This is a genomic window from Zobellella iuensis, assembly GCF_016746085.1.
Lineage (GTDB): Bacteria > Pseudomonadota > Gammaproteobacteria > Enterobacterales > Aeromonadaceae > Oceanimonas > Oceanimonas iuensis.
Genome location: NZ_JAERTZ010000002.1, coordinates 50,890 through 62,946 on the forward strand (window position 1 = coordinate 50,890; position 12,057 = coordinate 62,946).

Sequence of the window (12,057 nt, forward strand, 5' to 3'; positions counted from 1 at the left end):
ATTCCGATGGTGGTGGCGCTATGTGAGGCGCTAAGACCCAGGAATCCAGTCACAGGGAGTCCAGCAATGATCATCGATTGTCATGGTCACTACACCACCACGCCGCCCCAGGTGGGCGAATATCGCGACCAGCAGAAGGCGGCCGTCGCCAGGGACTCGTCCTTCGTCGGTGAAAAGGGGCAGATGGTCATCAGCGACGACCAGATCCGCGAGAGCATCGAGAACAACCAGTTGCGGCTGCAACGGGAGCGGGGCACCGATCTCACCATTTTCTCTCCCCGCGCCAGCTGGATGGGCCATCATATCGGAAATGAATATACCAGCCGGTTCTGGACCGAGCACCAGAACGATCTGATCCGCCGGGTCTGCGACCTGTTCCCCAACAACTTCGCGCCGGTCGCCCAGTTGCCCCAGTCACCGGGCGTCGACCCCGCCAAGTCGGTGCCGGAAATCATCCGTACCGTCGAGCAGATGGGCTTTATCGGCATCAACCTGAACCCGGATCCGAGCGGCGGTCACTGGAACGGCGCCTCCCTGGCGGATCGCGCCTTCTACCCTATCTACGAGAAGATGGTCGAATACGACATCCCGGCCATGGTGCACGTCAGCGCGGCCTGCAACGACTGCTTCCATACCACCGGCTCCCATTACCTGAATGGTGACACCACCGGTTTCCAGCAGCTGATGATGTCCGACGTGTTCAAGGACTTCCCCGAGCTGAAGATCATCATCCCCCACGGCGGCGGCGCCGTGCCCTACCACTGGGGCCGTTTCCGTGGCCTGGCGCTGGATCAGGGCTTCGAGCTGGAAGAGCGGGTGCTGAACAACATCTATTTCGATACCTGCGTTTATCACCAGCGCGGCATCGATCTGCTGCTCGACATAGTACCGACCAAAAACATTTTGTTCGCCTCCGAGATGATCGGCGCGGTGCGCGGCATCGATCCGGAAACCGGCCACTATTTCGATGACACCAAACGCTATATCGACGGCAACAAAGTGCTGAGCGTCGAGCAGAAGCAGGCGATTTTCGAGCACAATGCCCGGCGCGTGTTCAGCCGCCTGCGCATTCCGGCCTGAGCCACAAGGAGCCCATCATGAGAGAGAATCTGGTCGTACAGCATATCGAACGCGCGGATCAGGCGGTGATCGACGGCCTGGCCCGGTGCGGCGTCGCCACCATCCACGAGGCCCAGGGCCGCACCGGCCTGCTGGCCCATTATATGCGGCCCATCCAGCAGGACGTGGCGGTGGCCGGCTCCGCCCTGACCATCTCCGGCGCCGCCGGCGACAACTGGATGATGCACGTGGCCATAGAGCAGTGCCGGCCGGGCGACATCCTGGTGTTCGCGCCGACCTCGCCCTCGGTGCACGGCTTCTTCGGCGATCTGCTGGCCACCTCGGCCCAGGCGCGCGGCGTGGTGGGCCTGGTGATCGACGGCGGCGTGCGCGACACCCGGGATCTGCGGCAGATGCAGTTCCCGGTCTGGTCCAAGGCGGTGTTCGCCGAAGGCACCATCAAGGAGACCCTGGGCTCGGTCAACGTGCCCATCGTCTGCGCCGACGCCCTGATCAATCCGGGTGACGTTATCGTCGCCGACGACGACGGGGTGGTGGTGGTGCGCCGGGAGCACGCCGCCGAGGTGCTTAAAGAATCGCGCGAGCGCATGGCGCGGGAAGAGGCCAAACGGGTGCGCCTGGCCAACGGCGAGCTGGGGCTGGACATTTACGACATGCGCCCGCGCCTGCAAGAGAAGGGGCTGAAGTATGTCTGAGGGGATCCGCTGCATGTGGATGCGGGGCGGCACCTCCAAGGGCGGCTACTTCCTGGCCGAGGAGCTGCCCGCCGACACCGCCGCGCGTGACGCCCTGCTGTTGCGGGTGATGGGTTCGCCCGATCCGCGCCAGATCGACGGCCTGGGCGGGGCCGACCCGCTGACTTCCAAGGTGGCGGTGGTGAAGCGCTCGGCCCGCGCCGACGCCGACGTCGACTACCTGTTCCTGCAGGTGTTCGTCGATCAGGCCATCGTCACCGACGCCCAGAACTGCGGCAATATCCTGGCCGGGGTCGGCCCCTTCGCCATCGAGCGCGGCCTGGTGGCGGCGCGGGACGGCGAAACCGAGGTGCGCATCTATATGGAGAACACCGGCCAGGTGGCCATCGCCCGGGTCTGCACCCCGAACGGCCAGGTCAGCTATGTGGGCGAGGCCCGCATCGACGGGGTGCCGGGCCACAGCGCGCCGGTGCCCATCACCTTCACCGACACCGCCGGCTCGAGCTGCGGCGCCCTGCTGCCCACCGGCAATGTCGTGGACAGCATCGACGGCGTCGATGTTACCCTGATCGACAACGGCATGCCGGTGGTGATCCTGCGCGCCGCGGATCTGGGCATCAGTGGCCAGGAGAGCCGCGAGGAGCTGGAGGCCAACGCGGCGCTGCGCGCCCGGCTGGAGTCCATCCGCCTCCAGGCCGGCCCGCTGATGAACCTGGGCGAGGTCAAGGACAAGTCGGTGCCCAAGATGACCATGGTCAGCCCCGCCAGCCGCGGCGGCGCCCTGTCGACCCGCACCTTTATCCCGCACCGTTGCCACGCCTCCATCGGCGTGCTGGGGGCGGTCAGCGTGGCCACGGCGGCGGTGCTGCCCGGTTCGCCGGCGTTCGAGGTGGCCAGCCTGCCCGAGGGCAGGTGCAAGCTGCTGGCGGTGGAGCACCCCATCGGCGAGATGACGGTGATCCTGGAGGTGGACGAGGCCGGCCAGCCCGGTCCGGCGGCGCTGCTGCGGACGGCGCGCAAACTGTTCGACGGCGAAGTCTTCGCCCATAACCATTGACAGAGGGATGCAGCAAGATGATGGACGCAGATTACTTACCTTTTCACCCTAACCCCAGCCAGCCGGCGTTCAGGGCGCCGGCGGGCGCCGTCGATGCCCACTGCCACGTGTTCGGCCCGGCGGACCGATTCCCCTACCACCCCAAGCGCAAGTACACCCCCTGTGATGCGCCCAAGGAGAAGCTGTTCGAGCTGCGCGACCATCTCGGCTTCGAGCGCAACGTCATCGTCCAGGCCTCCTGCCACGGCACCGACAACGCCGCGCTGATCGATGCCCTGGAAAGCGCCGGCCAGCTGGCCCGGGGCGTGGCGGTGGTGGATCCCAGCGTTACGCTGGAAGAATTGCAGGCGATGGACAGGGCCGGGGTGCGCGGCGTGCGCTTCAACTTCGTCAAGCGCCTGGTCGATAGCACGCCGAAGGAGGTGTTTCTGTCGATCGCCGAGAAGATCAAGCCCCTGGGCTGGCACATAGTGGTCTACTTCGAGGCGCCGGATCTGGAAGGCCTTATCCCCTTCCTCAACGAACTCGACACCACCATAGTGGTCGACCACATGGGCCGGCCCGATGTGGCCAAGGGCGTCGAGCATGCGGATTTCCAGCGCTTCGTGCAGCTGCTGCGCGACAACGACAGGATCTGGACCAAGGTCAGCTGCCCCGAGCGCCTGACCCTGACGCCACCCGATTACTCGGACGTGGTGCCCTTCGCCCGCACCCTGGTCGAGCAGTTCCCCGATCGCGTGCTCTGGGGCACCGACTGGCCGCACCCCAATATGAAGTCGCACGTTCCCGACGACGGCCACCTGGTCGACGTGATCCCGCGGATAGCGCCCACCGCCGAGCTGCAGCACAAGCTGTTGGTCGACAACCCGATGCGGCTCTACTGGTCCAAATAATGGAGGAGGTGACCACAATGGCATCCACCGAGAAAAAACAGATCCCCGGCACCATCAATTTCGACGGTCCCATGGCCACCAAGGGCTATGCGCTGAACAAGATGTGCTATTCCTTCAACGACGCCGCCAACCGCGAGGCGTTCAAGGCCGACGAGGCCGGCTACTGCGACCAGTTCGGCCTGACGCCGGCGCAGAAGGAGGCGATTCTCCGGCGCGACGTGCTGGCGCTGCTGCGCGAAGGCGGCAGCATCTATTACCTGGCGAAGTTCACCGGCCTGCTGGGGCTGAACATGCAGGACATCGGTGGCCTGCAGACCGGCATGACCACCGAGGAATTCAAGGCGTATCTGGACAGTCAAGGAAGGGGCAAGCAGCATGGCTAAGATTATCGGCGGTATCACCACCTCACACATCCCGGCCATCGGCATCGCCATGGAGCGGGGGCTGGAAAACAGCGATTACTGGCGGGATTTCTTCGCCGGCTATCCGCCGCTGCGCGAGTGGCTCAACGAACAGCAGCCGGACATCGCCATCGTGTTCTACAACGATCACGGCCTGGAGATGTTCCTCGACAAGAAGCCGACCTTCGCCATCGGCTGCGCGCCCCGGTACGAGAACGCCGACGAGGGCTGGGGCATCGCGACCATACCCCCGGTGACCGGCGAGACCGAACTGTCCTGGCATATCGTCAACGAGCTGGTCGAGAACGACTTCGATCCCACCGTCTGCCAGGACATCAAGGTCGACCACGGCCTGACGGTGCCGCTGTCGCTGATGTACCCGGGCCACCAGTACCAGCACCTGAAGGTGATTCCCGTGTGCATCAACTGCGAGCGTCACCCCATGCCCAAGCCGTCGCGCTGCTTCGCCCTGGGCCAGGCCATCGGCCGGGCGGTGGCCTCCTTCGCCGGCGAGCAGAAGGTGGTGGTGTTCGGCACCGGCGGCCTGTCGCACCAGCTCGACGGCGAGCGCGCCGGCTTTATCAATGCCGATTTCGACAACGACTGCATGGACAAGCTGGTGTCGGATCCGCAGGCGCTGACCCAATACAGCAACGACGATCTGATCGAGATCGCCGGCGCCCAGGGCGTGGAGCTGAACATGTGGATCGCCATGCGCGGCTGCCTGCTCGGCAAGGTGACCGAGGCACAGCGCAACTACGTGGCGCCGATTTCCAATACCGGCGCCGGCATGCAGCTGCTGCTCAACGACTAAGGCTGCCCTTTGAAGTGAAAACCGGCGGGGACTTCCCGTCGGTTTTTGTCTATCTGCCGTCTTGCTCCGCGGGTGCGTCGAAGACGTCCTTGGCGATACGGAAGGCGGCGTTGGACGCCGGCACCCCGGCATACACCGCGAGATGCAGCAGGGTTTCCTGCACCTCTTCCAGGCTGGCGCCGGTGTTGCGACTGGCGCGCAGGTGCAGGGCCAGCTCTTCCTTGTGCCCGAGCGCGGCCAGCAGGGCGATGGTGAGCAGGCTGCGATCCCGCTTGCTCAGCCCGGGCCTGTTCCATACCGAGCCCCAGGCGCCTTCGGTGATAAAACTCTGGAAGGGGGCGTCGAAATCGGTCTGGCTGGCGCCGGCGCGGTCCACATGGGCGTCGCCCAGCACCGAACGCCGCACTTCCATGCCCTGCTCGAAGCGGTTGAGCGGCATCTCCTGCTCCCCGATAAAACCGCTAATAAGGCGGGCCAGGGCCGCCGGCTGCTCCACGCAGGGCAGGTGGCCGGCGTTGGCGATAACCTCGAAACGGCCGTGGGGGATCAGCGCGGCGGTACGCCGCACCAGATCCGGCGGGGTGGTTTGGTCCTGCTCGCCGGCGATGCAGAGGCTGGGCTGGGTCAGGCGGGTCAGCTCCCGGCTCAGATCCGCGTCGCGCAGGGCGGCGCAGGTGCCGACATAGCCCTCCAACGGGGTGCGCGCCAGCATATGGCGCCACAGCGCCAGTTCGGCGGCGTGGCGGGCGCGAAAGCCGGGGGCGAACCAGAACGCCAGGGCGGCATCGGCGATGCTCGCCATGCCCCCTTCCCTTACCGAACGGATATGCGCCTCCCATGGCCCGGCCGGCCCTATCTTGCCGGCCGGGCCGCACAGGATCAGGCGGCTCACCAGGTCGGGGCGGCGGGCGGCCAGGCCCTGGGCGACCAGGCCGCCGACCGACAGGCCGCAGAGGTTCACCTTGCGCAGCCCCAGGGCATCGAGCAGGCCAGCCAGATCCCCGATATGGTCGTCGATGGCATAGGGGGCGGGCGGGCAATCCGACAGCCCCTGGCCGCGCAGGTCGTAGCGCAGGAAGCGGTAGCGGCCGGCCAGATGGGGCAGCAGGGGATCCCAGAGGCGCAGATCCGTGCCCAGGGCGTTGGAAAATACCAGCAAGGGCAGGTGCTCGGGCCCTTCCAGCCGGTAGTGGAGCATGATGCCGTTGATGGCCAGGGTGTGTGTCATCTGGTCTGCCTGTTTCCTGGCCGCTGAGAATTGCCTCCCAATGTTGCCCAAGGTAAGGGGCATGTAAAATAAGGATTTATCAATCTGGTATATCGAAAAAGGTATGCACCCTAGTCGCCGACCCTGTCCCGCACCGCGATGGCGGCATCCCGCACCGCGTTCATCAGCATTTGCACCGCCGGGGAGGGGATGGTGTCGGCGCGGGTGGTGAGGCCCACCGGCCCCAGGGTTTCCTTGGTGTCGAAGGGCAGCTCCACCAGTTCGCCGTCGGCGATTTCCCGGGCCACCACGCCCCGCGAGATCATCCAGATGGCATCGGTCTGGCGGATGTATTCCTTGCCGAAGGGCACCGATATGGTTTCGATCCGATCCGGCGGCAGCCCGACTCCCTGGGAGATCAGGAAGCGCTCGGCGGCCTGGGTGATGATGGATTCCTTGGTGGGGAAGAGCACGTTGAACTGGCGGATGTCCTGGATGTTGTTGAGGGGCGTCCGGGTCAGCAGGGGGTGGCCCGGACGCACCACCAGGGTGACCCGCTCGGAATAGAGGTGCTGGAATGACAGCCCCGTCATCAGCTCCGGCTCCGCCAGCCGGCCCACCACCAGATCCAGCTCGCCCACCCTGAGCTGTCCCAGCAGCAGGGTGTTGGGACCGTCCACCAGGTTGAGGGTGGCCTCCATGCCCGCCTGGCGGAAACGGAGCACGGCGGCGGGCAGCACGCTGGCCGCCACCGTGGGCAGCACCCCCACGTTGATGCGGACCTTGCCCTTCATCTGGGCCTGCACCAGGCTGTCGGTGCCCTCGCGCAGGGCCGACATGCTGGCGCCGGCGTATTTCAGGAACACCTCGCCGAACTGGGTCAGCGCCACCCCTTTCTTGCTGCGGTCCAGCAGCTGCACCTCCAGCATCTCCTCCAGCTCTTTCAGCTTCTTGGATACCGCCGGCTGGGTCAGGGCCAGCACGTCGGCGGCACGGCTGACGCTGTTCTGCCGGGCCACTTCGATAAAGCACTGCAGGTGGCGGAATTTGATTCGGTTCTCAAGCATGGTCTGTCTCCGGCCGGAGTGGGGCTCCGGCAGCCGTTATCGGGAATAGCCCCATTCTTACCCAGGTCCACGGAACCTGGGCGGCGAAAAAGGGCAACTTATGATAAGGCTCACATATTTAGTTATGGATAAGCCGGTTTTAAGGCTGATAACAAACCTTTTCGATATGTAAACCCGGTGTTTGGCGTGAACCTATCCGGGCCCCTTGCTCGGCATGGGCGGGGTGGCATCGGGCTGTTGGTTTCAATTGATTGTTATTGAGGACCCTTTTCGTCGATTCAGGGTCTCGTTGGTACCATAAAACAGGCCTGTAAAGCCGGATTCAGGCCGTTATGAGCGCGATTATATCGATTTCGATATGGTTTCTTTGGAAACTTTCATTTTAACCCCCGATGGCAAGCGATTAGGCTGGTTCGTACAACATCGGCGTCACCTTTGGTGGCTACCGGCACCGGATATGGCACCGGGCAAGCCGGGTTGCCGTGCTCGTTCGGATTTTAGGAGTGAAGGATGAAACTAGGACTGGTAGGTCAACGCATACAGCAATCACTGTCCCCCCGCTTGCATACCTGGCTGGGGCGGCAATACGGACTGGAGGTGACCTACGAGCTGTTCGATCTGGTGCTGGATAACGCCGAGGACCTGGCCGCGCAGCTGCACCGGCTGGGCGAGCAGGGCTATCGCGGGCTCAATATCACCTACCCCTACAAGGTCAAGGCCTGGGACCTGGTGCACGAGCGCCGCCAGACCCCGGGCCCCATGGGGGCACTCAACACCCTGGTGTTCGAGTCCGGCACCCTCACCGGCTCCAATACCGACTGCACCGGCTTCTCCCGCGCCTACCGGGACGCCCAGCCCGGGCTGAATCCTGGCCGGGTGTTCATCAAGGGCACCGGTGGCGTGGGGCGGGCCATCGCCTTCGGGCTGAGCGCCCTCGAGGCCGAGCATATCTATCTGTATGACGAGCATGCCGCCAGCCAGCAGCAACTGCTGGCGGATCTGCAGGCCTGCGGCGCCCGGGCCAGCGTGGTGGCGGCGGACCAGGTGGTCGACTGCGCACGCGGTTGCGACGGCCTGGTCAATGCCACCCCGGTCGGCCATTACACCACGCCGGGGGCGTCCTTTTCCGCCGCCGAACTGGGCGGCCAGCGCTGGGCCTTCGATGCGGTCTACACCCCCGTCATGACCGAGTTTCTGCAAGGGGCGGAAGGGGCCGGGCTGACGCTGATCACCGGCTTCGAGCTGTTCCTGTATCAGGGCATCGAGGCCTTCGAGTCCTTTACCGGCATCCGGGTGGACCCGGCAGTGGCCCGCCGGGGATTGCACGATAACTGAATCGCCGTTCCGCAAGTGGGTGCCGAGGGGCGGCTTGATGCCGATCTCCACGGCGTCCAATGACATCCGGGGCTCCCTGATCGCCCGCTTTGTCCCACACCGTGCCCGGTGTGGGAATTTTTTGCCGGTCGGCCGGCGCTTCCCTCCGAGTTTTCCTCCCGCCCTTCCATCCTGTCGCCCTTTCTTATGATAGTGCTCACATATTTTGTTATGGATAAGTCGTTTTAACGGTTACTAACAAACTTTTTTGATATATCAGTACCGGTCTGTTTCTTCTGGAACTGATACCGGGCGAAATTTATGTTTTGCCTTCAAGTGATTGTTGCTGATGAAGTTTTGAGCTGGCCGAAGGAGCGGTGAAGAGAGTTATGGCTTCAAACGGACTGAAAAATCCCGACGGACAGGCGGTTATATCGATTTCGATATGGTTTCTTTAGAAACTTTCATTTTAACCCCCGACCGCGAGGGATTAGGCTTAACCTAAATAACATAGATGCAACATGAGTGCTACCCGAGCCGCCCGGGCCGTGCCAGCCACGGCACCGACGCGGTGAATCAACCAATCGGAATAAGGAGTATTCCCCGATGCGAGTGAACAAGACTTTCAACTCCCTGCTGCGCCCCCTGGCGCTGGCCTGCGGCCTGACCGCCATGAGCGCCTCGGCGGTCGAGATCAACTTCGGCCACGTGGATCCGGCCGACTGGCAGACTTCCAAGAAGGGAGCCGCAGGCCTGCTGTTCAAGCACCTGGTGGAAGCCGAGTCGGAAGGGCGGGTCACCGTCAAGCTGTTCCCCGCCAGCCAGCTGGGCAGCGAGGTGGACATGGTACAGTCGGTGCAGGACGGCATCCTCAAGATGACGGCGGTGTCCGGCGCCTTCTCCCAGGTCTGTCCGGAAGCGGCGGTACTGGATACCCCCTATATCTTCAAGTCCGCCCCCGTGGCCTGGCGGGTGCTGGACGGCGACTTCGGCCAGAAGCTGGCGGAGCACTGCCTGCAAAAAACCGGCCTGCGCACCCTGGCCTACGGGGAGACCGGCTACCGCCACTTCACCAACTCCAAGCGTCCGGTGCGCACTCCCAAGGACATGGAAGGCCTGAAGATCCGGGTGCAGACCATGCCGCTCTACGTGGAAATGGTCAAGGCGCTGGGCGCCAACCCCACCCCCATCCCCTGGCCGGAAGTGCCGACCGCCCTGGGCACCGGGGTGGTGGACGGCCAGGAAAACCCGGTGAGCGTCATCTACGCCAACAAGTTTGACGAACTGCAGAAGTACATGACCCTGGATCAGCACGTGTACGGCACCGACTTCTTCCTGATCAACGACAGCTTCTTCCAGAGCCTGCCGGAAGTGGACCAGGAGATCATCAAGCGCAACGCGGTGATCGCCGGGGTCATGGGCCGCTCCATCCAGCAGTTCAACTCCGCCATCGGCCTGACCCAGCTTATCGAAAACGGCATGGAAGTGGCGGTACCCACCCCCGCCGAGCTGGAGCAGTTCAAGCAACTGGCCCAGCCGGCGGTGCTGAAGTGGCTGGAGTCGCAGATCGACCCGAGCTGGATCAGCGACCTGCAAGCCGCGGTGGAGCAGGCCGAGTCCCGGCTCTGATCTCCGTCATCCCCTTTCCTTCGGCGGTTGGGGCCGCCGAAGGATCCCTTGTCCCGTCGAGGTTGTCGTGAACAAGCATGCATCTTTCCCTGCGCAGGAGCTGACCCAAAAGCGTCGGCTCGCGATCCCCGAGGTTTCCATGAAAAAGCTCACCTCTTACTACCGGGCGCTGCTGGCGCTGTTGACCGGCGGCTCCCTGTTGGCGATATTCCTGGTGGTGTTCGCCAGCAGCCTGAGCCGTTACACCTTCAACGCCCCGCTGTTGTGGAGCGAGGAATTCGCCCGCTACGCCATGATCTACGGCACCATGTTCGGCGCCAGCCTGGCCTATATCGAAGGCCGCCAAATCGGCTTCAACCTGCTGACCGACCTGCTGTCGGCCAGGGCTCGCGCCCGGCTGGCGTTGCTGGTGCACCTGGCGAGCCTGGCGGTCGGGGTCATAGTGGCCTATTCCGGTTATGTGTTTTTCACCACCCGCGGCAGCCTGCTGTCCACCGGCCTCGGCATCCCCATGGCCTATGCCCAGGCGGCCATGAGCCTGGGCGGCGTGCTGCTGGCCCTGACCGCGCTGATCTGTTTTCTCAACAGTGTGCATAGCCTGCGCCACGGCGAGGAGAACTGAGCCATGCTGATTTCCGTTGTTCTGCTGCTGTCCCTGGCCATCGGCGTGCCCATCGCCTTCGCGGTGATGCTGGCCATCTTCACCTATCTCACCAGCGCCGGCATGCCGGTGACCCTGCTGGCCCAGCGTACCTTCATGGGGCTGGACTCTTTCTCCATATTGGCGATACCGCTGTTCGTGCTGGCCGGCGAGCTGATGAACGCCAGCGGCATCACCAGCCGTATCATCCAGCTGGCCAACGCCCTGGTCGGCCACTTCAAGGCCGGCCTGGCCCAGGTCAACGTCTGGGCCTCGGTGATCTTCGCCGGCCTGTCCGGCTCGGCGGTGGCCGACACCTCGGCCCTGGGCCGAGTGTTTGTGCCCGCCATGGAAAAGGAAGGCTATCCCAAGAGCTTCGCCGCGGCGCTCACCGCCTCGTCCTCGGTGATCGGCCCCATCATTCCGCCCAGCATCCCGGCCATCATCTATGCGCTGATCGTGCCCGGGGTCTCGGTGCCGGCCCTGTTCCTGGCCGGGGTGGTGCCCGGGGTGCTGCTGGCGACCATGCTGTCCATCTATGTGTTCGTCTTTGCCGGGCATTACGCCAGCCGCCATCCGCGACTCAGCCTGAAAGACAAGCTGGTGGCGCTAAAGAACGGCCTGGTGCCGCTGCTGATGCCGGTGTTCATCGTGGTGTCCATCGTCGCCGGCGTGGTTACCCCCACCGAGGCCGCCGCCTTCGCCGCCGCCTATGCGCTGTTCGCCGGTTTCGTGCTGCTCAAGTCGCTGAAGCTGAAGGATCTGCCCGGCATCTTCGTCACCTCCATGCGCGACTCCTCCACCATACTGCTGATCATCGGGGTGGTGGCCGCCGCCAACTGGCTGATGACCTTCAACGGCATCCCCCAGGCCATCAGCGCCTATGTGCTGGACATGGTGACCTCGCCCTTCACCTTCCTGATGCTGATCCTGGTACTGCTGCTGGTGGTGGGTTTCCTGCTGGAAGGCATGGCCGCCATGCTGGTGCTGGTGCCCATATTGCACCCCATCGCCATGAGCTTCGGCATAGATCCGGTGCATTTCGCCATCGTAGTGATCTTCAACCTGATGATAGGCCTCATCACCCCGCCCATGGGCCTGTGCCTGTTCGTGGCCGATTCCGTGTCCAACGTGGGCATGGCGGCGCTGACCCGGCGCATCATCCCCATGTTCTTCGTCGAGGTGCTGGTGCTGCTGATCATCACCTTCGTGCCGGCAACGGTGACCACGCTGCCGCGACTGTTCGGATTCTAGGAGTAA

Annotated in this window: 12 protein-coding genes; 10 read left to right on the top strand and 2 right to left on the bottom strand. The window is 64.1% G+C overall.

Annotation, left to right across the window (positions count from 1 at the left end; genetic code table 11):
- Window positions 1-66: 66 nt before the first annotated feature.
- The 6 genes from JKV55_RS00755 to JKV55_RS00780 are packed head-to-tail and all read left to right on the top strand — an operon-like array spanning window position 67 to window position 4,940.
- Window positions 67-1,080 (top strand): amidohydrolase family protein, encoded by a 1,014-nt coding sequence (locus tag JKV55_RS00755; protein ID WP_202081837.1) that lies wholly within the window; start codon window positions 67-69, stop codon window positions 1,078-1,080.
- A gap of 17 nt (window positions 1,081-1,097) precedes the next feature.
- Entirely contained in the window at window positions 1,098-1,775 is a 678-nt protein-coding gene (locus JKV55_RS00760) for a 4-carboxy-4-hydroxy-2-oxoadipate aldolase/oxaloacetate decarboxylase (protein WP_202081838.1), read from the top strand.
- Complete coding sequence (locus JKV55_RS00765) at window positions 1,768-2,832, top strand: 4-oxalomesaconate tautomerase (protein ID WP_202081839.1); 1,065 nt, start codon at window positions 1,768-1,770, stop codon at window positions 2,830-2,832. Before JKV55_RS00760 ends, JKV55_RS00765 begins: the two co-directional genes overlap by 8 nt.
- 17 nt (window positions 2,833-2,849) lie before the next feature.
- Window positions 2,850-3,725: an amidohydrolase family protein gene (locus JKV55_RS00770; protein WP_202081840.1), complete on the top strand. Its 876-nt coding sequence runs from the start codon at window positions 2,850-2,852 to the stop codon at window positions 3,723-3,725.
- Between the two features lie 17 nt (window positions 3,726-3,742).
- Entirely contained in the window at window positions 3,743-4,108 is a 366-nt protein-coding gene (locus tag JKV55_RS00775) for a protocatechuate 4,5-dioxygenase subunit alpha (RefSeq protein WP_237332593.1), read from the top strand.
- The gene (locus tag JKV55_RS00780; RefSeq protein WP_202081842.1) at window positions 4,101-4,940 is read left to right on the top strand and encodes a class III extradiol dioxygenase family protein; all 840 of its coding nucleotides are present in this window, start codon (window positions 4,101-4,103) and stop codon (window positions 4,938-4,940) included. The genes JKV55_RS00775 and JKV55_RS00780 overlap by 8 nt, the downstream gene beginning before the upstream one ends.
- Window positions 4,941-4,989: 49 nt before the next feature.
- Here JKV55_RS00780 and pcaDC read toward each other — a convergent pair whose 3' ends face one another.
- Both pcaDC and pcaQ read right to left on the bottom strand, forming a co-directional pair.
- Window positions 4,990-6,168 carry a bifunctional 3-oxoadipate enol-lactonase/4-carboxymuconolactone decarboxylase PcaDC gene (gene pcaDC, locus JKV55_RS00785; protein ID WP_237332581.1) on the bottom strand — a complete coding sequence of 393 codons (1,179 nt, stop codon included), beginning with the start codon at window positions 6,166-6,168 and terminating at the stop codon, window positions 4,990-4,992.
- Window positions 6,169-6,278: 110 nt separating this feature from the next.
- Window positions 6,279-7,214 carry a pca operon transcription factor PcaQ gene (gene pcaQ / locus JKV55_RS00790; RefSeq protein WP_202081843.1) on the bottom strand — a complete coding sequence of 312 codons (936 nt, stop codon included), beginning with the start codon at window positions 7,212-7,214 and terminating at the stop codon, window positions 6,279-6,281.
- Between the two features lie 510 nt (window positions 7,215-7,724).
- On the opposite strand from pcaQ, the gene JKV55_RS00795 reads away from it, so the two are divergent.
- The 4 genes from JKV55_RS00795 (at window position 7,725) to JKV55_RS00810 (ending at window position 12,051) form a co-directional block, all read left to right on the top strand.
- A complete protein-coding gene (locus JKV55_RS00795; protein ID WP_202081844.1) occupies window positions 7,725-8,549 on the top strand; it encodes a shikimate dehydrogenase family protein in 825 nt (274 codons plus the stop codon).
- Window positions 8,550-9,134: 585 nt separating this feature from the next.
- On the top strand, window positions 9,135-10,157 hold the full coding sequence (locus JKV55_RS00800) for a DctP family TRAP transporter solute-binding subunit (protein WP_202081845.1): 1,023 nt from the start codon (window positions 9,135-9,137) through the stop codon (window positions 10,155-10,157).
- Between the two features lie 139 nt (window positions 10,158-10,296).
- Complete coding sequence (locus JKV55_RS00805) at window positions 10,297-10,779, top strand: TRAP transporter small permease (protein ID WP_202081846.1); 483 nt, start codon at window positions 10,297-10,299, stop codon at window positions 10,777-10,779.
- Between the two features lie 3 nt (window positions 10,780-10,782).
- Window positions 10,783-12,051 (top strand): TRAP transporter large permease, encoded by a 1,269-nt coding sequence (locus tag JKV55_RS00810; protein ID WP_202081847.1) that lies wholly within the window; start codon window positions 10,783-10,785, stop codon window positions 12,049-12,051.
- The last annotated feature ends 6 nt before the right edge of the window (window positions 12,052-12,057 follow it).

What these genes read in the sequence shown, in the direction of transcription:
- JKV55_RS00755 (WP_202081837.1), top strand. Translation starts at nt 67, where the DNA reads ATGATCATCGATTGTCATGGTCACTACACCACCACGCCGCCCCAGGTG.
- JKV55_RS00760 (WP_202081838.1), top strand. Translation starts at nt 1,098, where the DNA reads ATGAGAGAGAATCTGGTCGTACAGCATATCGAACGCGCGGATCAGGCG.
- JKV55_RS00765 (WP_202081839.1), top strand. Translation starts at nt 1,768, where the DNA reads ATGTCTGAGGGGATCCGCTGCATGTGGATGCGGGGCGGCACCTCCAAG.
- JKV55_RS00770 (WP_202081840.1), top strand. Translation starts at nt 2,850, where the DNA reads ATGATGGACGCAGATTACTTACCTTTTCACCCTAACCCCAGCCAGCCG.
- JKV55_RS00775 (WP_237332593.1), top strand. Translation starts at nt 3,743, where the DNA reads ATGGCATCCACCGAGAAAAAACAGATCCCCGGCACCATCAATTTCGAC.
- JKV55_RS00780 (WP_202081842.1), top strand. Translation starts at nt 4,101, where the DNA reads ATGGCTAAGATTATCGGCGGTATCACCACCTCACACATCCCGGCCATC.
- pcaDC (WP_237332581.1), bottom strand. Translation starts at nt 6,168, where the DNA reads ATGACACACACCCTGGCCATCAACGGCATCATGCTCCACTACCGGCTG.
- pcaQ (WP_202081843.1), bottom strand. Translation starts at nt 7,214, where the DNA reads ATGCTTGAGAACCGAATCAAATTCCGCCACCTGCAGTGCTTTATCGAA.
- JKV55_RS00795 (WP_202081844.1), top strand. Translation starts at nt 7,725, where the DNA reads ATGAAACTAGGACTGGTAGGTCAACGCATACAGCAATCACTGTCCCCC.
- JKV55_RS00800 (WP_202081845.1), top strand. Translation starts at nt 9,135, where the DNA reads ATGCGAGTGAACAAGACTTTCAACTCCCTGCTGCGCCCCCTGGCGCTG.
- JKV55_RS00805 (WP_202081846.1), top strand. Translation starts at nt 10,297, where the DNA reads ATGAAAAAGCTCACCTCTTACTACCGGGCGCTGCTGGCGCTGTTGACC.
- JKV55_RS00810 (WP_202081847.1), top strand. Translation starts at nt 10,783, where the DNA reads ATGCTGATTTCCGTTGTTCTGCTGCTGTCCCTGGCCATCGGCGTGCCC.